This window comes from Gordonia sp. SL306 (assembly GCF_026625785.1).
Taxonomy (GTDB): Bacteria; Actinomycetota; Actinomycetes; order Mycobacteriales; family Mycobacteriaceae; genus Gordonia.
This window is the reverse complement of record NZ_CP113063.1, coordinates 3,274,724-3,293,276: the sequence shown is the minus strand read 5'-3', so window position 1 is coordinate 3,293,276 and position 18,553 is coordinate 3,274,724. Positions and strand designations below refer to the sequence as shown.

Genomic DNA, 18,553 nt, shown 5'->3' with positions numbered 1-18,553 from the left:
CTCAGAGGCCCCGACGTGCACATTCGGGCGATCATCGGACCTCGTAGTCGCGCGTCGCGACCTCGGACCTGTTCACCTGCGCCTTGCCGATGGGGTTGCCCAGCGACGTGTACGACATGCCCGTCGCCAGCGCCTGGGACCGCCCGGTGTCCCGGGACTCCCAGATCGCCCGGACGCTGCCCTGGATCGCCGCAGGTGGTTTCGCAGCGATCCGCTGCGCGAGCGCATCGGCCCGCGGCCAGAGATCCGGGCGCGCAACGATCTCACTCACGAATCCGATCTCACGTGCCCGCTGCGCGGACATACGTTCGTCGAGGCCGAGGAGGACCATGCGAAGAACCTCACCGATCGGGATCCGGTGGGCGAGGCCGATCGGCTCCAGTGCCGCGACCAGGCCGTAGGAGACGTGCGGGTCGAAGAACTGGGCGTCGTCACTGGCGACGATGATGTCGGCCTCGTTGAGCCAGTAGAGTGCGCCGCCCGCGACCATCCCCTGGACCGCGCAGATCAGCGGCTTCCAACACCCGTTGTGCTTGGGAGAGAGATCGTTTCCAGGGTCACGCCGACTGAAGACGTTGTCGGAGATGAAGGTTCCCTCGCGGGTGTCCATACCGGTCGAGAAGGCACGGTCACCGGCGGCCCGTAGCACGATGACATGGATGTCGTCCTGCTCGCGCGCGTGATCCCAGATCTGCCGGAACTCCGTACGCATCGTGTCGGTGAACGAGTTCAGCCGCTCGGGGCGGTTGAGGGTCAGCGTCAGAACGTGATCGTCGAGCTCGGCGATCACTGTGGTCAGGGCATCGAGGTCCACGATGTCGTCCTCCTTCGTCGGTCTGCGCGTTCACGTGAGTATCGCACCGCCGCAGGACTCGTCACGCCCCGTTCACCGACGCAGGTTCGGACTCACTCACCAGGCGGTCGACCACATGCCGTCGGACGAGCTTCCCCGTCTCGGTGCGCGGCACCTGGTCCCAGAAGACGAATCTCTCCGGGGTCTTGCTGCCGCGCAGCGTCGCGCGTACATGTGCGCGAAGACCTTCGGCATCGCGACCGGCATCGGCCCGCACGACCACGACGGCCTCGATGCGCTGACCCCACTCTTCGTCGGGCACTCCCACCACCGCGACGTCGAGAACGTCGGGATGACGCAGGATGACGTCTTCGATCTCGGCCGGCGCGATGTTCTCCGCCCCACGGATGATGGTGTCGTCGGCGCGGCCACCGACGAAGAGAAAACCATCGTCGTCGACGAATCCCTTGTCGCGCGTATCGAAGAACCCCTGCTCGTCCACGACCCGTCCGACGCCCGCATACTCCGCCGACACCTGTTCACCGGTGACGCAGATCCTCCCCACGTGACCGGCGGGCAACGTCGCTCCGCAGTCGTCGCGGATCTCGATCCGAACCCCCGGTAGCGCTCGACCGACCGAACCGAGCCGTGTGCGCACACGCTCGTCGTCACTGTCCAAGGCATCCCGATGATCCTGCGGTCCGAGTACCGCGATCGTCGAACTCGTCTCGGTGAGACCGTACGCGTTCACGAAACCGACCTCGGGCCACAGTCGGAGGGCCTCTTCGATGATCCGGGACGGCATCGGGGCGCCGCCGTAGGCGAGATTGCGCAGCGACGGAACCGACTTGTCTGCATCGGATTCCACAATCCGCGACAGCATCGTCGGCACCACCAGCGCATTGGTGACGTGTTCGTCCCGCACCGTCTGCAGCCATTCCTGCGGGGTGAACTGCTCGAGCACGAGAGTTCTGCGTCCCGCATACAGATTGCTGATCACATTCGCCACTGCCGCAATGTGATACGGAGGAACGCTGACCAACGCGGCCTCGGTTTCGTCGGCATTCGCGAACTCGACCGATCCGAACACGTACGAGGTGAGGTTCTCGTTGCGGAGCAACACACCCTTGGGCGCGGCCGTGGTCCCGGAGGTGTAGATGATCACGGCAGGTGCATCGATGCCGACCGACGGTCCGTCCGACGCGGCGATCGGTGTGCTGGTCGACGTCTGATCCAACCATTGCTCGGTGGTGAGAACCCGGAGTCCGGCACGTTCGAGGATCGAGACATGCTCGGGATCGGCAATCGCCAGGGCCGAGCGATGATTCGCGAGCAGGGCATCGAGCTGCTCACCCCCCAGCCGGTAGTTGACCGGCACCAACGGCACTCCGGCACGCGCCGCCGAGAACATCGCCACCGGAAAGGCCGGGCCGTTCACCGCGAGGTAGACCACCGCGTCCGCGCGCGACCTCCGGATGATCTCCGCACCGGCGGTGGACATGGACCGCAGGCCCGTCGCGGTGATCCCCGCGTCCCGGGTGCCCACGACGACCCGATCTCCGAAGCCTTCCGCGGCCATGTCCGACAACAACGCGATGTTCATCTGATACCTCAAGTCCTCATCCCGGTTGGGGCACCGTCACGCGATTCTCGAGCCCACGGTGACCGCGCTTCACGACACGCTGATCGAGCTACGTCGCCCACTCTGCCCGACCGTCCGACATAGTTTAGATAGTATTATAAGTGAGAACAAGTCCAGGCCGCCCGAGTCGGCGGTCGAGCAGATGCGTGGAGGGTGAGGATCAGCATGGACATCGCAGGGAAATCGGCGGTCGTTGTCGGCGGAGCATCCGGGATGGGTCGCGCCACCGCGCTGGCCCTGGCACAGGCAGGCGCGCGGGTCGCCATCCTCGACCGCGAGAGCAGTGACGGCAAAGACCTCGCCACCGAGATCGACGGAGTCTTCCATGCCACCGACATCACGGATTTCGACGGCGTGGCAGAAGTGCTCTCCGCCGCGGTTGCCGATCTCGGAGGACTCCACATCGCGGTCAACACCGCCGGCGGTGGCAAGGTGCAGAAGACTTTGGGCCGCAACGGCCCTCATGACCTCGACTTGTTCCGTCAGGTGATCGATCTGAATCTGGTGGGGACCTTCAACCTGAACCGTCTGCAGGCGCTGCACATGAGCACCAACGAGCCGGTCGACGATGAACGAGGGGTCATCGTCAACACCTCGTCCCTCGCGGCCTTCGAAGGCCAGATCGGTCAGGTCGCCTACGCGGCCGCCAAGGCCGGGATCGCCGGCAGCGCTCTGGTCATGGCACGCGACCTCGGACCGCTCGGAATCCGGGTGCTCGCGATCGCGCCCAGCTTGTTCTCCACCGGTGCCACAGCGGCATTCACGGACGAGCAGGTGGCCCCACTGGTGAAGGATGCCGCCTTTCCCAAGCGGATGGGACGGCCGGAGGAGTACGCGAAACTCGCACTGGCGATCGTCGACAACCCGATGCTGAACGGCCAGTGCATCCGACTCGATGCCGGACAGCGCTTCGCACCACGCTAGCGCGGTGCCACTCAGTCCAGAAGGTCCTGAACCCGGAGGTCTTCTCGGCCGAGCATCACGAACTCCCGCGCAACACCCATGTGCTTCTGCCAGTGGGCGGATGCCCCGGCCCCGTCGCGGGCCCGCAACAGCTTGATGAAGCGTCGCTGCGATCGGACGAACAGTTTGTAGTTCGATTCATGTTGGGCACGACCGGAATCGAGGCGTTCCTTGGCGAACGCGACATGATTGCGTTCGAAGATCTCGTGCACCATGCCGGAGATCAGGGCCAACGTCGGGCTTCCCGACAGCTGAACCATCCGCAGGTGGAAATCTGCTGCGGCGCGGCCCAGGTGGCCGGACGCGAACTCGGCGGGGACCACTTCGTCGACGAATTGTTCCAGTTCGTCGAACGCCTCCTCGGATCCCTCCTCCGCGAGCAACCGGGCCGCCGTGGGCTCGACAGCCTCGAGCGCACGGTAGACATCGGCGACGGTCGCTCCGGACAACTCCAGCAGAAGCGACGCGGGGCGTGCGACCACCTCGGGACCGGGCACACACACCTTGGCTCCCGACCGTGAGCCGCGACGGACCTCCACAAGTCGCTCGGCCTCGAGCACGCGGATCGCCTCGCGCAGCGTGGGCCGACTGACCGAGAAGAGCTCCATCAGCTCGGCTTCGTTCGGCAGATGATCTCCGGCCTTGAGCTCGCCGTCGACGACCATCCCCCGCAACCTCCGGGCGACGAGCTCGGCGGTTTTCGGCGTCCGGATACCGCGCTCGGCATCATGGCGCGTCGCGAAGACCCGGACAGTCGAGTTGTCGGTCACGTGGGGGTGTCCTCTCCAGTCGACAACGTTCACTTGTTAAGTTACCTCACGAGCGCCATTGACAACGTCGGCCGCGGTCCCCGCCTCGTGGGCGATCACCTGCGGAGCAGGATCGCCCCGGACGGGACACCTCCGCCGGACGTGACGACGGCGAGTCGTGCGTCGTCGACCTGGCGACCGTCCGCCTCCTGCCGCAACTGCAGCACCGCCTCCCGCACGAACCCGTATCCGTGTAACCGGCCCGCGGAGAGCTGTCCACCATGCGGGTTCAGCGGCAACCGCCCGCCGAGGGATATCGCGCTACCGTCACCGATGAAATCGGCGGCGCCGCCGGGTTCGCAGAAACCGAGCCCTTCGAGCCAGGAGAGCGCGTTGAAGGTGAATCCGTCGTACAGGAGTCCCACATCCGCGTCGTCCGGCCCGAAATCGGTACGCGACCAGAGGTGCGCCGACGGGCCGAGACTCTGTGGGAGATGCGTCAACGTGCCCTGATCCCAAGAAAGCGTCTCCATGATCTGGGTCCCCACCGCCTCGACGAACACCGGTGGATGCGGGCGGTCGGGCGCCGTGTCGGCGGCCGAGACGATCACGGCGACCGCGCCGTCGACGGGCACGTCACAGTCATAGAGGCCGAACGGGCTCGAGATCATCCGCGCCGAGAAATAGTCGTCGAGAGTGATCGGGTTCCGGTACACCGCTTCGGGGTTGGCTGCCGCGTTCGTCCGTGCGGTGACCGCGATCCGACCGAGCGTCTCCCGCCCACCACCGTATCGGTGGAAATAGTGGCTGGCGCACAGGGCGATCCAGTTCGCCGCCGACATCGCGCCATACGGCGCACGGCCTTCCATCATCCCGGTCGCCCGCGCATTCGGCGAGTGCCACCGGCCCTCCCGGACCAGCGCGGCATGGCTGGACTCCCATACGGTCCGATAGCAGAGCACGTGGCGACACAGGCCCGCCGAGACGGCAAGCATCGCCGCGACGATCGAGCCGTTCTGGCCGGGAAACTCGTTGCCGCCGTTGACCCAGGTGGGCCGGATCCGGAGGATCTCCTCGACCGGCATGATCCCGCCCTCGGTGAGCCCGCCTGCTGTCGCGCCGCCGGGATAGGTCACCAGGCCGTCGATGTCCTCGAACGTCAGGCCCGCATCGGCGACCGCGGCCTCGCAGGCGTCCACTGTCAGCGTCAGCGGGTCGACCATGAGCCGGCGCCCCACGCGTGACTGCCCGATCCCGGTGATCGCCACCGACTCTTCGAACTTCGACGACGACGGCCTGGCGCGCAGTCGCCCGGACAGGTCCTCCGGTTCCGGCACGGTCCCCCGGTCGATGGCGTCGGGATCGAGTTCGAACAGTGGAATCCAGATGTCGTCGTCGGCCTTCTCGAAGGTCACCCGTACCCGTGACCCGATGCTCACATCGGCGGCGTCACAACCGACGATGTTGGTGGTCAGTCGGACGGCCGGATCGTCGTCGAGTGCAACGATGGCGATGACATACGGCGGCGGAAGCGAGGGCAACCACTGCTGCTCGTTCACCGTCAACGCCACCACCACCGCGCGCCCGGACACCGCGGCCATCTCGATATCGCGACTCCGGCAGTGGGGGCATGCCGCCGGGCACGGATGGGTCAGGCGCTCACATCGGCCACACCTGGCCACGCGCAGCACCCCGTCCGCACCGGATGCCCAGAACTCGGCGGAACGCAGTGTGGGCTGAGGTAAAGGACGTCCCGACGGACTGGTCACCCGACCTCCTCACTTCGGTGGTACCGATTCACGGTCCTGAGTTATCTATCTTGGTTACCTTACCCACATGGCCGGTTGGGCATGCAGGCGTTCTCGTTCAGTCGACGAGATCGACCACCGACCGCGGATCCTGGTTCCGATACGTGAGGCGGGCCGAGCGCTGCAGGTGTGCGCGCCAATGTCGCTCGGCCCCCGCACCGTTGCGCGCCCGAACCAGGTCCAGCAGCTCCGAGTAGTCCCCGATCAGCTCCGAGGCGAGCTTTGGCTTACTCGGCCGGAAATTCACCGACCGAAGGCTCCGCCGATGGTGCGCCCGCAGCATCTCGCCGAGCGCCCGGGCCTGCGCCGCCAACGTGTTGTTGCCGCAGTGGTCGGCGATCGATTCGTGGAACTCGCGCGTCATGTCGACCCACGCCACATAGGCGGAATCCGTTGCGAAACCGGCGTCGGCGACCTGTCGGAGATCGTCGAGCAGGGTGTCGAGTTCCCTCAGGGCACCTCGCGTACGTCGTTCGGCCAGCAAACGCGCACAGATCGGTTCGAACTCCTGGCGCGCCTCCAGCAGATCCTTGAGCGTCGTCTGCTTGATCTGCAGGTAGTAGCCGATCTGACGGGACACCACGCCGAGGTCGGGCAGCTGTACGCGCGGCCCGCCGCCCGCGCCGGTCACCACTACGATCAGACCCTCGCTCTCGAGGATCCGGAATGCCTCACGCAGTGTCGGTCTCGACACGCCGAACTCCACCAGGAGTTCTCTCTCGGGCCTCAGCTTCGAGCCGGGTGCCAACTCGCCGCGAACGATCCTCCCGCGCAATCTGCCCGCGATCTGCTCGGCCGCCTTCGGCGCCCGGACCGCGCCGTCCACGGCCAGGGAGTCACGCACTCGATCACGGTCGGATTGCACGCTCCCGATACTAATCCGCTGCCGCCGGCTGCAGGTCGACGATTCGGCGGCGATGATCGTCCACGGAACCGTCGAGGAGTTCGTCGACCTTGATCCGCCGGATCATGAGATGAACGTCGTGCTCCCAGGTGAATCCGATTCCGCCATGGACCTGGAGCGCCAGTTGAGCGACGTCACTCGCGCTCCGACAGGCAAACGCGACAGCCGAGGACACCGCACGGGCCCGCGCTGTGGCGTCGTCGCCGTCGAGAGCGAGTGCGGCCGCCCAGAGCGTCGAACGAGACGCCTCCACCGCGAGGGCCATGTTGGCCAGGTGGTGCTTCACCGCCTGGAACGAACCGATCGGTTTGTCGAATTGCGTTCTCTGCCCGGCATAGTCGACAGCAAGACCGAGAAGCCGATCGGCACACCCGAGTGCATCGGCGGCACGGAACGTCGCCAGCTGCTCGGTGACCGTTCCGACCGTGCCGGTCGGCATCGACGCCCAGTGTTCGGCCGCGACGGTGACGTCGAGGTCGATGACCCCCCACGATCGGAGCAGATCGAGGGTGTCGCGCTCCCGGATTTCGACGTCGCGAACGGGGATGTCCGCCGCGACGTCACCGCCATCGGCCGTCTGTGCCACCAGCACGATGCGGTCGGCGTCGACCAACCCGGTTGCCGGAGCGGTCGTCCCACGAATCCGGAGTCCGCCACCCACCTGTTCGACGTCGAGACGACCCGACGTGGACGGACGGACCGGGATGACGATCTCCTCACCGGCGGCGGCGTCTTCCCACGCCCGGTGCCCCATCGTTTCGAGCAGCCCCACGGCGATGGCCACCTCCGCGAGCGGCACCGGGCTGCCGGCCCAACCGTGTGCCTCCACGAGGACCAGGAGGTCGACGTTGGTCGCGCCGAGCTCCTTCGTCAGCAGTCCCGCGTACCCGGCCTCGGTCATGTGCCTGCGCATGGTCGACGAGACGGTGGCGGGTCCGTCGTCGATCGACGGGCGCCGCTCCAGGATCGGATCATGTTTCTGCAACCACGCACGCTCGGCGTCGGCCAGATCCTGTTGGTCGGAGCTCAGCGCGAAATCCATCGACCCTCCCATCGTCCGTTATCACACATAGTTAACCATGTGAGCGGATGATGCGACAGGCACCGTGACGGCGGAAGGTTCCCGCACGCGGGTCGGCCGAGGTGACGCGGGTCGACTGTGCTGACGCGGGTCGTCGACGACCCGCGTTCGGCCGGCCGACCCGCGTTTGCTCAGCCGCCCCGCGTCAGCCGAGTTGATCCGCGTTCTGAGATCGGTGGGCACCGATCTCAGACCTGCTGCGTCCTACGTTCATGACACCGTTCCCCACCGATCGCCACGGCCTGATCCATCGCGCTGCCGTTCTGTCCGCCCACTTCTCGGCCGACGAGTACCGACGCGCACTGCAATCCAAGGAGACGATCTCCGTCGGCCGAGGCGTGTGTGTACCCGCGGGCAAGCGGTCCCCCACCGAATGGCACCGGCTGAAGGCCGTCGCGGCGTCGGTCACAAGCGATGTCGCCGCGACACTCAGCCACCAGTCGGCCGCCGTGATCCACGGCGTCGAGATGCTGAGGCCGAACCTGCGCCGCATCCACATGACCACCGGCTCGCCGAACGGCGGCTACCGCACCACCACTCAACATCGACATGTCGGCAGGTTCGCCCCCGACGAGGTCGTCGAGTTCGAGGGTCTCCGAGTGACCTCCCTGGAACGCACCGCGGTCGACATTGCCTGCTCGAGTCCCCTGGGATTTGCCGGGGCGTTGGCTGTCCTCGATTCCGCGTTGCGCAAAGGCGCAGATCGCGAGGTGATGGCGCGACTGCTCGGCAGCAGGCATCGAGGCGCAGCTCACGCCAGGCGGGCGCTGCATCATGCGGATGGGATGTCGGAGAATCCGGGCGAATCGTGGGGCCGTGCCCAGATGATCGAGGCAGGTTTACCGGTCCCCCGACTTCAGCACGAGTTCCATGGCACCGACGGGACGTTCATCGCGCGCACCGATTACGACTGGGCCGGACTTCTGGTGGGCGAGTTCGACGGAAAGGTCAAGTACGAGAAGCTGGTCCGGCCCGGCGAGAGCACCTCCGACGTCGTCATCCGCGAGAAAGCTCGCGAAGACGCACTCCGTCGACTCGACATCGTCGTCGTGCGCTGGACCTGGTCCGACCTCGAGAACGGTCGCGTGGTGGGCATCCTCCGGGAGTGGTTGACCCGACTCGCCATCATCGCGGCGTGATCGGCATCAAGGCGACGCACACGCGGGTGCCGTCGCGGGACGCGGGTCGTCCGGCCTCTCGCGGGTCGTCGACGACCCGCGAGAGCCGAACCCGCCAGCGCGAGAGAAGACGACCGGCGCGTCCCTACTCAAACTCCGGCGTTCGCGTCCTGCTTCTTCTTCAGTTCCAGCGCGATGTCGATGAGCTGATCCTCTTGGCCGCCGACGAGTTTGCGGCTACCGGCCTCCAGCAGGATCTCGGCCGCCGACACGTTGTAGCGCTCGGCGTGCCCCTCGGCGTGCTTCAGGAAGGAGCTGTAGCACCCGGCGTAGCCCATCATCATCGCCGAGCGATCGACCAGACATTCGGACGGCATCGCCGGGCGTACCACGTCCTGGGCGGCGTCGGCGATCTTCATGAAGTCCACGCCCGTGGAGATGCCCAGCTTGTCGCACACCCCGACGAATGCCTCGGTCGGCGTGTTGCCTGCGCCCGCGCCGAACCGGCGGATCGAGCCGTCGATCTGCTGGGCTCCGGCACGGATCGCGTTGATGGAGTTGGCGACCGCGATGTCGAGGTTCTCGTGGCCGTGGAAACCGATCTGGGCGTCGTCACCCAGCTCGGCTCGCAACGCCTGCACGCGAACGGTGACGTCTTCGAGCACCAGCGCGCCCGCCGAGTCGACGACGTAGACGCACTGGCAGCCGGCGTCTGCCATGATCCGGGCCTGTTCCGCCAACTTCTCCGGCGGCTGCGAGTGGCTCATCATCAAGAAGCCGACCGTTTCCAGCCCGAGGTCGCGTGCCAAGCCGAAATGCTGGATCGACACGTCGGCCTCGGTGCAATGCGTGGCGATCCGGCAGATCTGCCCGCCGTTGTCCTGCGCGGCCCTGATGTCGTCCTTGGTCCCGAGGCCCGGCAGCATCAGAAACGCGATCTTGGCCTGCTTCGCCGTCTCGGCGGCAGCCTTGATCAGTTGCTGCTCAGGGGTTTTCGAGAATCCGTAGTTGAACGACGACCCGCCCAACCCGTCACCGTGGGTCACCTCGATCACCGGCACACCCGAGGCATCGAGCGCCGCGACGATGTCGCGCACCTCCTGCTCGGTGAACTGATGCCGCTTGTGGTGACTGCCATCGCGCAACGACGAGTCGGTGATGCGGATGTCGAGGGTGTCGGAGTACTTACGTGCGTTCGCCATCAGGTCAACTGCGGTCGTCATGCCGAGACTCCCAACTTCTGCTTTGCAATTTCCTCGCCGACCTTGGTGGCGGCGGCGGTCATGATGTCGAGGTTGCCCGCGTACGGCGGAAGGAAGTCGCCGGCGCCCTCGACCTCGACGAAGATGGAGACCCGCGCATGCCCGCCGTTGAGCACCGACGGCGGATCGAACTGCGGATCCTGCAGCAGGCGGTAGCCGGGCACGTACGCCTGGATCTCTTTCTCGCGCTTGTGGATCGACTCGGCGATCGCGTCGGTGTCCGCGTCTTCCGGGATCGCGCAGAAGATGGTGTCGCGCATGATCATCGGCGGATCGGCCGGATTCAGGATGATGATCGCCTTGCCGCGGGTCGCCCCGCCGATGGTCTCCACACCCTTCGACGTCGTCGCGGTGAACTCGTCGATGTTCGCGCGCGTACCCGGGCCGGCCGAGACGGACGCGACCGACGCAACGATCTCGGCGTAGGGCACCGGCACCACGGACGACACGGCGTGCACCATCGGGATCGTCGCCTGCCCACCGCAGGTGATCATGTTGGTGTTCGGCGCGTCCAGGTGCTCGCGGAGGTTCGCCGGCGGGACGACCGCCGGACCGACCGCGGCCGGGGTGAGGTCGACCGCGGTGATCCCGGCGGCCTCGTACTTCGGGGCGTACTCGCGATGCACGTAGGCCGATGTCGCCTCGAAGATGAAGTCCGGACGTTCCGACGACGACAGGAGCTCGTCGGCCCCGCCGCTCATGGTGATCAGGCCGTGGTCGGCGGCCCGCTTCATGCCCTCGGAGTCGGCATCGATGCCGACCATCCACCTCGGTTCGATGACCCCGGATCGTTCCAGCTTGTACATCAGGTCGGTGCCGATGTTGCCCGACCCGATGATCGCTGCGGTCAGCTTGGCTGCCACCTGCGCCTCCTTGCTCGTTCGTACATGTCGAAGTTCTTCAGTTCTCGTGTGCGGGACGTCCCAGCACGTCAGCGGGCTGAGCTAGTCGAAGTCCAGGGTCACGCTGCCCAACCCCTCGAACTCGGCGACGAAATGGTCACCCGAACTGATGTCGATCGCGCGGGTCGCGGTGCCGGGCAGGATCACGTCGCCCCTGCGGAGTCGCACGCCGAAGCCCTCGACTTTGCGGGCGAGCCAGGAGACCGCGTTCAGCGGGTGGCCCAGCACCCCCGACGAGTTGCCCTTGGCGATCACCTCACCATTACGGTGCAACACGGCGTCGATGTTCCCGGTGTCGATCTCGCTGATCGGGACACGTTGTTCGCCCAGGATCCAGCCGCACGACGACGCGTTGTCGGCGATGGTGTCACACAGCGTGATCTTCCAGTCTTTGATGCGTGAGTCGATCAGCTCGATCGACGGCACCACCCATTCGACCGCCTCGATCACGTCCTCGTTGGTACAACCCTCGCCTGGCAGATCTGCGCCGAGGATGAAGCCGACCTCCACCTCGACACGCGGAAAGCACAGCTTCTGCGCGTCGATCGGGGTCTTCTCGAAGTACTGCATCTCGTCGAGCAGATGGCCGTAGTCCGGCTCATCGACGTTCATCATCTTCTGCATGGCCTCGGAGGCGAGGCCAACCTTGTGACCGGCAACATTCGCACCGGCATCGAGCCGTTTGCGGATGTTGATCAGCTGGATCTCGTAGGCGTCGACGACATCGAGGTCGGGGTGAGTGTCGGTGGGCCGATCGATCGCGACCGCGGTCTGCTCCGCGTTCCACAGATCGGCCGCGATCTGCTCACGAATTGCCTGGTCGACCGCCACTTCGTCTCCTTCTCCGTTGCCTTCGGCCCGCTCGCTGCGCTCCGGGCGACACCGAGTGAACGTGTTCTAGTTTAGAACATGTTGCAGATTCGCGACATGCCGCCGCCACTCCCCGTTGGTCGAATGACGTCGGCAGATGAGGTCAGGCGTGCGAACCGCCGTCGACCCGTACCTCGGTGCCGGTGATGAACGCCGCGTCAGCGCTGGCCAGCATCGCGACCACACCTGCCACCACCTGCGGCGGCGCGAAGCCGCCGCCGAATAGCAGCGGTGTGGGGAACAGGGAGTAGTCGGCATCCTCGGGCAGCCCGGGTCCCGCACTCTGTCCGCTCGCTCCGCTGCCGTCGGTCATCCCCGACGAGATCGATCCGGGCTGTACCGCGTTGAACCGGATGCCCGCCTTCCCGTATTCGGAGGCCAGGGCATGGGTCATCGCCTGGATGCCGCCCTTGCTGGCGGCGTACGCGGCCATGTAGGGATGCGCGAATGCCGCCGACGTCGAGCTGAAGTTCACCACCGCGGGCGATGTCCCCTCCCGCAGTGCCGGGATGGACTCACGGATCATCAGGAAGGTACCCGTGAGATTGATCCGGAGGACGCTCTCGAACAACTCCACCGACATCTCGTGGCTGTGCGCCGAACGCAGGATTCCCGCGGCGTTGACCAGGACGTCCAGGCCGCCGAGCGACTCGACCGCCGCGGCAACGCCCGCCCGGACCGACGCCTCGTCGGCGACGTCGACGACAACAGTCGTCAGGGTCGCCGAGGCCCCCGCCTTGTCCTTGGTGTCGGCCAGGCCCGCCTCGCTCACATCGGCCGCGACAACCTGCGCCCCTTCCTCGAGCATCCGCAAGGTGGTCGCCTGACCGATCCCCGAACCCGCACCGGTGATCAGGACCCGGCGTCCCCGATACCGCTGACCCACGTCGTGTTGTCCACCGTGTTGCTGTCCACTGCCTGGCTGCATCGCAGTTCTCCCTCTCTCGGCGCTACCCCAGCGATACCACCAGACGACGTCGTCGCGGGTGCAATCGGCATCCACTGAGCGGGAAGCCGGAATTCCCGCCCACTGACCGGGAAGGAGCCGTTCGCTCGCCACCGGTTCCGGCGACCATCGAAACCGTCACACCAGTCCGTCTGGAGAGTTGGAGGTCTCGATGCTGGGTCACACGAATGGTCAATGCCCCTCGGAAACCGAGGAGTTCAGAACGATCGAAGCGGCGGCCGCGCCGGCCCGTTTTGCCCGCGGCTGGCATTGCCTCGGGCTGCTCGACACTTTCCGGGACGGTCAGCCTCACCAGGTCAAGGCCTTCGGTACCACGCTGGTGGTCTTTCAGGCCGCGGAGACCGGGAAGCTCCACATCCTCGACGCCTATTGCCGGCACATGGGCGGAAACCTCGCACTCGGCACCATCAAAGGCGATTCGATCGCCTGCCCGTTCCATGACTGGCGCTGGGGCGGCAACGGCCGCTGCACCGACATCCCCTACGCCAAGCGGGTCCCCCCGGTGGCAAAGACCCGCTCGTGGCCGACGCTCGAGCGCAACGGACAGCTCTTCGTATGGCATGATCCGCAGGGCAGCAAGCCAACCGACGACGTGACGATCCCCGAGATCGAGGGATTCGGAAGTCCGGAATGGACCGGCTGGACGTGGAACTCGCTCCTCGTCGAAGGATCTCACTGCCGCGAGATCGTCGACAACGTGGTGGACATGGCGCACTTCTTCTACGTGCACTACGCGTTCCCCCGCTACTTCAAGAACGTCTTCGAAGGTCATGTCGCCACGCAGTACATGCGATCCACTCCTCGCCAGGACATCGAAGTGGGCACGAACTACGACGATCCGAACTCCACCTTGCGTTCCGACGCATCGTATTTCGGTCCGTCGTACATGATCGACTGGCTGTGGAGCGAGGCTCAGGGCATGACCATCGAGACGGTCTTGATCAATTGCCACTACCCGGTCTCGTCGAATTCCTTTGTGCTGCAGTACGGCGCGATGGTCAAGAAGCCCGAGGGCATGTCCGACGAGGCGGCCGCCGGCATGGCAGCACAGTTCGCCCAGGGCGTGGAGATGGGTTTCGAGCAGGACATCGAGATCTGGAAGAACAAAGCGCCCATCGACAACCCGCTGCTCTCTGAAGAGGACGGACCGGTATACCAGCTGCGCCGCTGGTACGAGCAGTTCTACGTCGATGTCGACGAGGTCACCGACGACATGACCAACCGCTTCGAGTTCGAGATCGACACCGAGCGGGCGGTGCAGAGCTGGGAGGCCGAGGTCGCCGAGAACATCGCCAACAGCAACACACTGCAAGCCCACGCCTGACCGGGCCCGGTCTACCGCACACCACCACGAGCACGAGGAAGCGAACATGAACGAAGCACTCGAGAACATCACCGCGCTGGCCGAGGAGATCCGCGGCCAGGCCGATGAGGCCGAGCGGATCGGCCGGCTGCCCGACGAGACCGCGAAGAAGCTCAAGGCGGCCGGTCCGATCCGCTTGCTGCAGCCCAAGAAGTACGGCGGCTACGAAGCTCATCCGCGTGAGTTCGCCGAGACCGTGATGGCCGCCGCCGCACTCGACGGTGCGACCGGGTGGGTCTGCGGCATCGTCGGCGTCCACCCGTGGCAGTTGGCGTTCGCGGATCCGAAGGTCCAGGAAGAGGTCTGGGGTACCGACAACGACACCTGGATGGCGTCACCGTATGCCCCGACAGGGCTCGCCGTCCCGGTCGACGGCGGATACGTCTTCAACGGCCGCTGGCAATTCAGCTCCGGCACCGATCACTGCGACTGGATCTTTCTCGGTGCACTGCTCGGCACGGCCGACGGGTCCATCGCCGATCCCCCGACGATGTTGCACATGATCCTGCCCCGCAGCGACTACCAGATCGTCGATGACTCATGGAACGTGGTCGGCCTCAAGGGAACCGGTTCCAAGGACATCATCGTCAAGGACGCCTTCGTCCCCTCGTACCGGGTGATGAACGGCGACCAGGTGATCGACGGCACAGCGCAGCGGGAGTACGGCGTGACCGAGACCCTCTACAAGATGCCGTGGTCCAACATGTTCCCGCTGGGCATCTCCTCGGCGGTCATCGGAATCGCGGAGGGCGCTCTCGCCGCGCACCTCGACTATCAGCGCGAACGGGTCGGCGCCCAGGGGACCGCGATCAAGGACGACCCCTACGTCTTGTTTGCCGTCGGCGAGGCCGCAGCAGACATCAACGCGGCCCGACAGGAGCTGCTGGCCACCGTCGACACCATGTGGGACATCGTCGATGCCGGCAAGGAGGTGTCGTTCGACCAGAGGGCCGCCGGGCGTCGGACCCAAGTGCGGGCCGCATGGCGGGCCGTGATGGCCGTGGATCAGATCTTTGCGCGCTCCGGGGGCAACGCCCTGCGCATGGACAAGCCACTGCAGCGATTCTGGCGCGACGCGCACGCCGGACTGAACCACGCAATTCACGTGCCGAGCACGGTCTATCACGCCTCGGCCCTCAGCTCGCTCGGCATCGAGCCACCCGAGCAGCTCCAGAAGATGATCTGACCGGCCATCACCACGTAAGAAACTGATCCACAAAGGAATCGACATGACAGAGATCAAGGGTCTGGGCTACCTCAAGATCCAGACCACCGACATCGACCGTTGGCGCACCTTCGCGTTCGACGTATTGGGCTTCGCGCAGGGCAGCGGACCCGACGAGGACGCCCTGTACCTCCGGATGGACGAACGGGCAGCACGCATCGTCGTCGTGCCGGGTGACACCGACGAGGTCGTCGACATCGGCTGGGAAGTGCGCGACGGCGCGGCGCTGGCGCGAGTCCAGTCCGCGTTGGAACGGGCCGGCGCAGCCGTGAAGCCACTGTCCGTCGAAGAGGCCGAGGCCCGTCGCGTCGAGCAGGTCATCTCCTTCACCGATCCGACCGGGGCCAACGTCGAGGTGTTCCATGGACCGGTCCTGGATCACAGCCCGATCGTCACTCCGTTCGGCGCTACCTTCGTGACCGGCGCGCAGGGCCTTGGCCACGTGGTCTTACCGACCACCGACCCGGTCGGGGCCCTCGACTTCTACACCGATGTCCTCGGGTTCCTGCCCCGCGGAGCGATGCGCCTTCCGGCACCGCCGGAGTTCGGCCCGATGCGTATCCGGTTCCTCGGCGTCAACGAGCGCCATCACAGCCTCGCGCTCTGCCCTGCGCCCCACGGCGGAGCACCGGGTCTCATCCACGTGATGGTCGAGGTCGACTCCCTCGACGCGGTCGGCCAGGCCCTCGACCGTGTGGTCAAGGACGGCTTCTCCGTCTCGTCCACGCTGGGCCGGCACACCAACGACAAGATGGTGTCCTTCTACGTCCGGGCACCCGGGGGCTGGGACATCGAATTCGGCACCGAGGGCATGAAGGTGGACGAGGCCCACTACACGGCCGAGGAGATCACCGCCGACAGCTACTGGGGCCACGACTGGTCGGGAAGTGAGCCACTGGCTGCGATGTAGCAGCGATCTGCGGTCATGAGACAGACGGGGCGTTTCACCTGAGGGTGGGACGCCCCGTCTGCGTCGAGATGGGTCGGCTCGGGTCCGCCGGGAGAATTGTGTGACAGCGCCCACATTTTATGTTACTAATAGGCATATGCCTATTAGGCATAGCGTGCAGCCCGCACTCCTCACTGCTCCCCCATGGAGGTGTCATGACCCTCGAGATGGAGACATCCACCCCGAATGCCGTACTCGACCGTGTATCCCTCGTCCTCGACGCGTTCGACGGGCCAGGCCGACTCACCCTCGCCCAGATCGTGCGGCGCACCGGCCTGCCGCGATCGTCAGCCCACCGAATGCTGGAACGTCTGGTCGCGCTGAGGTGGCTACGTCGGCAGGGACGTGACTACGAACTGGGGATCCGGTTGATGGAACTCGGCTCGATCGCCGTCCATCAGGATCGCCTGCACGAGGCGGCCCTTCCGTTCCTGCACGAGTTGCACCGGACCACGGGATTCGTCGTCCATCTTGCGATCCTCGACGGACCGGATGTGGTGTACCTGGAGAAGATCGGCGGCACCCTCGCGGCCGCCATCCCGACGCGGGTGGGCGGCCGGCAGCCGGCCCACTGCACCGCGGTCGGCAAGGCGATCCTCGCGCACTCGGACCACCAGGCGGACAACCGGGAACCCGGAGCGGGTCAACCGCTGACCCAGAAGACGCGCTACTCCATCTCGACGCGCTCCCGCCTCGAGACCGAACTCGTCAAGATCCGCACCCACGGGATCGCCTACGAGCGTGAAGAGTCGCTTCCCGGCATCGGTTGTGTCGCGGCGCCGATCGGCGACCTCGACGAGGCCGTCGCCGCGGTATCGGTCTGCGGTCCCGCAGACCGGATGAACTTCGATCACCGGCTGGCGGCACCCGTGCGTATGACGGCCTTGGCGATATGGCGCAACCTCGAGGGCGGATCGGGCCGGGTGGTGCCCACCCTGCAGCGCAGGCATCAGCATCTCGGGATGCGTCGGGCGTCGGTCTCCCCGATCAGCGGCGCGCCGACCCGGGTGGCACGATGATCGACCCGGGAGTCGCCGCCATCCTGCCTCGACTGAACGAGGGATTTCCTCGAGTGGAGACGATGTCGGCCCCTGCGGCGCGGGCAGCTATCCGTGCCCGGCTGCAACCTGATCCAGAGCCCGTCCCGGTGGCCCGCGTCCATGATCGGACGGTCCCCGGGCCCGGTGGCGAGATCCCGGTGCGGATCTACTGGCCTCTGGATCGGGACACCGACGAGACCGCACGGGCGCTGATCGTGTTCGCCCACGGTGGCGGATTCGTGTTCTGCGACCTCGACAGCCATGACGACCTCTGTCGTTCGATGGCGAACGGGGCCGGCGCCGTCGTCGTGTCTGTCGCCTATCGCCGCGCTCCCGAACATCCGTGGCCGGCCGCTGCCCATGATGTCCACGCGGTCACGATGTGGGCGTCTGAGGTGGCCACCGACCTGGGCGCGGATTCGGAGCGCCTGATCGTGGCCGGTGACAGCGCAGGCGGGAATCTCGCCGCCGTCGCGTCGCTGCTGGCCCGCGAGGCAGGCGAACCCCGGATTCGTGCGCAGGCGCTGCTCTACCCGGTCGTTGCCGCTGACTTCACCAGCGACTCATATGTCCGGTTCGCCGACGGCCACTACAACACGGCAGCCGCGATGAAATGGTACTGGGATCAGTACGTTCCGGAACCCGCAGACCGAATACACCCCCATGCCTCCCCCATTCGGGCGGACCTCGCCGGCCTGCCCCCGACCCTCGTGATCACTGCCGGGTATGACCCGCTGTGGTCGGAAGGTGCCGACCTCGCGCGTGCGCTCGCTGCGGCCGGCGTCCGGACCGTCCACCACGACCATGCAGGCGCCATCCACGGATTCATGACGATGCCCGTTCTCGACCTGTGTGAGGCCGCACGCAAGCAGGCATGGACCGACCTTCGCGCGCTGGCGGATCAGGACTGAGATCGA

General features: G+C 66.2%; 17 protein-coding genes. 7 read left to right on the top strand and 10 right to left on the bottom strand.

Features of this window, described 5'->3' with window-relative positions:
• Positions 1-31: 31 nt before the first annotated feature.
• The gene (locus OVA31_RS15045) at positions 32-814 is read right to left on the bottom strand and encodes an enoyl-CoA hydratase/isomerase family protein (protein WP_267627422.1); all 783 of its coding nucleotides are present in this window, start codon (positions 812-814) and stop codon (positions 32-34) included.
• Between the two features lie 61 nt (positions 815-875).
• Positions 876-2,396 carry a class I adenylate-forming enzyme family protein gene (locus OVA31_RS15040; RefSeq protein WP_267627421.1) on the bottom strand — a complete coding sequence of 507 codons (1,521 nt, stop codon included), beginning with the start codon at positions 2,394-2,396 and terminating at the stop codon, positions 876-878.
• 204 nt (positions 2,397-2,600) lie between these two features.
• Here OVA31_RS15040 and OVA31_RS15035 point away from each other — a divergent pair, with 204 nt between their 5' ends.
• The gene (locus OVA31_RS15035) at positions 2,601-3,359 is read left to right on the top strand and encodes an SDR family NAD(P)-dependent oxidoreductase (RefSeq protein ID WP_267627420.1); all 759 of its coding nucleotides are present in this window, start codon (positions 2,601-2,603) and stop codon (positions 3,357-3,359) included.
• An 11-nt stretch (positions 3,360-3,370) separates the two neighbouring features.
• Here OVA31_RS15035 and OVA31_RS15030 read toward each other — a convergent pair whose 3' ends face one another.
• The 4 genes from OVA31_RS15030 to OVA31_RS15015 form a co-directional block, all read right to left on the bottom strand.
• Positions 3,371-4,168 (bottom strand): FadR/GntR family transcriptional regulator, encoded by a 798-nt coding sequence (locus tag OVA31_RS15030; RefSeq protein WP_267627419.1) that lies wholly within the window; start codon positions 4,166-4,168, stop codon positions 3,371-3,373.
• Between the two features lie 95 nt (positions 4,169-4,263).
• Complete coding sequence (locus OVA31_RS15025; protein WP_267627418.1) at positions 4,264-5,916, bottom strand: thiolase C-terminal domain-containing protein; 1,653 nt, start codon at positions 5,914-5,916, stop codon at positions 4,264-4,266.
• Positions 5,917-6,013: 97 nt separating this feature from the next.
• The gene (locus OVA31_RS15020; RefSeq protein ID WP_267627417.1) at positions 6,014-6,820 is read right to left on the bottom strand and encodes a FadR/GntR family transcriptional regulator; all 807 of its coding nucleotides are present in this window, start codon (positions 6,818-6,820) and stop codon (positions 6,014-6,016) included.
• A 10-nt stretch (positions 6,821-6,830) separates the two neighbouring features.
• On the bottom strand, positions 6,831-7,901 hold the full coding sequence (locus OVA31_RS15015) for an acyl-CoA dehydrogenase family protein (protein ID WP_267627416.1): 1,071 nt from the start codon (positions 7,899-7,901) through the stop codon (positions 6,831-6,833).
• Between the two features lie 251 nt (positions 7,902-8,152).
• On the opposite strand from OVA31_RS15015, the gene OVA31_RS15010 reads away from it, so the two are divergent.
• Positions 8,153-9,079 (top strand): hypothetical protein, encoded by a 927-nt coding sequence (locus OVA31_RS15010; RefSeq protein ID WP_267627415.1) that lies wholly within the window; start codon positions 8,153-8,155, stop codon positions 9,077-9,079.
• Between the two features lie 128 nt (positions 9,080-9,207).
• Here the strand turns inward: OVA31_RS15010 and dmpG are convergent, their stop codons facing one another.
• The 4 genes from dmpG to OVA31_RS14990 form a co-directional block, all read right to left on the bottom strand.
• Positions 9,208-10,281 carry a 4-hydroxy-2-oxovalerate aldolase gene (gene dmpG / locus OVA31_RS15005; RefSeq protein WP_267627414.1) on the bottom strand — a complete coding sequence of 358 codons (1,074 nt, stop codon included), beginning with the start codon at positions 10,279-10,281 and terminating at the stop codon, positions 9,208-9,210.
• A complete protein-coding gene (locus OVA31_RS15000) occupies positions 10,278-11,183 on the bottom strand; it encodes an acetaldehyde dehydrogenase (acetylating) (protein WP_267627413.1) in 906 nt (301 codons plus the stop codon). Before OVA31_RS15000 ends, dmpG begins: the two co-directional genes overlap by 4 nt.
• 81 nt (positions 11,184-11,264) lie before the next feature.
• Positions 11,265-12,053 carry a 2-keto-4-pentenoate hydratase gene (locus tag OVA31_RS14995; protein WP_267627412.1) on the bottom strand — a complete coding sequence of 263 codons (789 nt, stop codon included), beginning with the start codon at positions 12,051-12,053 and terminating at the stop codon, positions 11,265-11,267.
• 142 nt (positions 12,054-12,195) lie between these two features.
• Positions 12,196-13,020 carry an SDR family NAD(P)-dependent oxidoreductase gene (locus tag OVA31_RS14990; RefSeq protein ID WP_267627411.1) on the bottom strand — a complete coding sequence of 275 codons (825 nt, stop codon included), beginning with the start codon at positions 13,018-13,020 and terminating at the stop codon, positions 12,196-12,198.
• A gap of 190 nt (positions 13,021-13,210) precedes the next feature.
• Between OVA31_RS14990 and OVA31_RS14985 the strand changes: the two genes are divergently transcribed.
• The 5 genes from OVA31_RS14985 (at position 13,211) to OVA31_RS14965 (ending at position 18,547) form a co-directional block, all read left to right on the top strand.
• On the top strand, positions 13,211-14,383 hold the full coding sequence (locus OVA31_RS14985) for a Rieske 2Fe-2S domain-containing protein (protein WP_267627410.1): 1,173 nt from the start codon (positions 13,211-13,213) through the stop codon (positions 14,381-14,383).
• 46 nt (positions 14,384-14,429) lie between these two features.
• Positions 14,430-15,608, top strand: coding sequence for an acyl-CoA dehydrogenase family protein (locus OVA31_RS14980; protein ID WP_267627409.1), 1,179 nt, complete (start codon positions 14,430-14,432; stop codon positions 15,606-15,608).
• Positions 15,609-15,651: 43 nt separating this feature from the next.
• Positions 15,652-16,557, top strand: a complete 906-nt coding sequence (gene bphC / locus OVA31_RS14975) for a biphenyl-2,3-diol 1,2-dioxygenase (protein WP_267627408.1) — start codon at positions 15,652-15,654, stop codon at positions 16,555-16,557.
• Positions 16,558-16,751: 194 nt separating this feature from the next.
• Positions 16,752-17,615, top strand: a complete 864-nt coding sequence (locus OVA31_RS14970) for an IclR family transcriptional regulator (protein WP_267627407.1) — start codon at positions 16,752-16,754, stop codon at positions 17,613-17,615.
• Positions 17,612-18,547 (top strand): alpha/beta hydrolase, encoded by a 936-nt coding sequence (locus OVA31_RS14965; RefSeq protein ID WP_267627406.1) that lies wholly within the window; start codon positions 17,612-17,614, stop codon positions 18,545-18,547. Before OVA31_RS14970 ends, OVA31_RS14965 begins: the two co-directional genes overlap by 4 nt.
• Positions 18,548-18,553 lie beyond the last annotated feature (6 nt).

Coding starts and splice junctions, on each gene's coding strand:
- OVA31_RS15040 (WP_267627421.1), bottom strand. CDS start 2,396: ATGAACATCGCGTTGTTGTCGGACATGGCCGCGGAAGGCTTCGGAGAT.
- OVA31_RS15035 (WP_267627420.1), top strand. CDS start 2,601: ATGGACATCGCAGGGAAATCGGCGGTCGTTGTCGGCGGAGCATCCGGG.
- OVA31_RS15015 (WP_267627416.1), bottom strand. CDS start 7,901: ATGGATTTCGCGCTGAGCTCCGACCAACAGGATCTGGCCGACGCCGAG.
- OVA31_RS15010 (WP_267627415.1), top strand. CDS start 8,153: ATGACACCGTTCCCCACCGATCGCCACGGCCTGATCCATCGCGCTGCC.
- dmpG (WP_267627414.1), bottom strand. CDS start 10,281: ATGACGACCGCAGTTGACCTGATGGCGAACGCACGTAAGTACTCCGAC.
- OVA31_RS14990 (WP_267627411.1), bottom strand. CDS start 13,020: ATGCAGCCAGGCAGTGGACAGCAACACGGTGGACAACACGACGTGGGT.
- OVA31_RS14985 (WP_267627410.1), top strand. CDS start 13,211: ATGCTGGGTCACACGAATGGTCAATGCCCCTCGGAAACCGAGGAGTTC.
- OVA31_RS14980 (WP_267627409.1), top strand. CDS start 14,430: ATGAACGAAGCACTCGAGAACATCACCGCGCTGGCCGAGGAGATCCGC.
- bphC (WP_267627408.1), top strand. CDS start 15,652: ATGACAGAGATCAAGGGTCTGGGCTACCTCAAGATCCAGACCACCGAC.
- OVA31_RS14970 (WP_267627407.1), top strand. CDS start 16,752: ATGACCCTCGAGATGGAGACATCCACCCCGAATGCCGTACTCGACCGT.
- OVA31_RS14965 (WP_267627406.1), top strand. CDS start 17,612: ATGATCGACCCGGGAGTCGCCGCCATCCTGCCTCGACTGAACGAGGGA.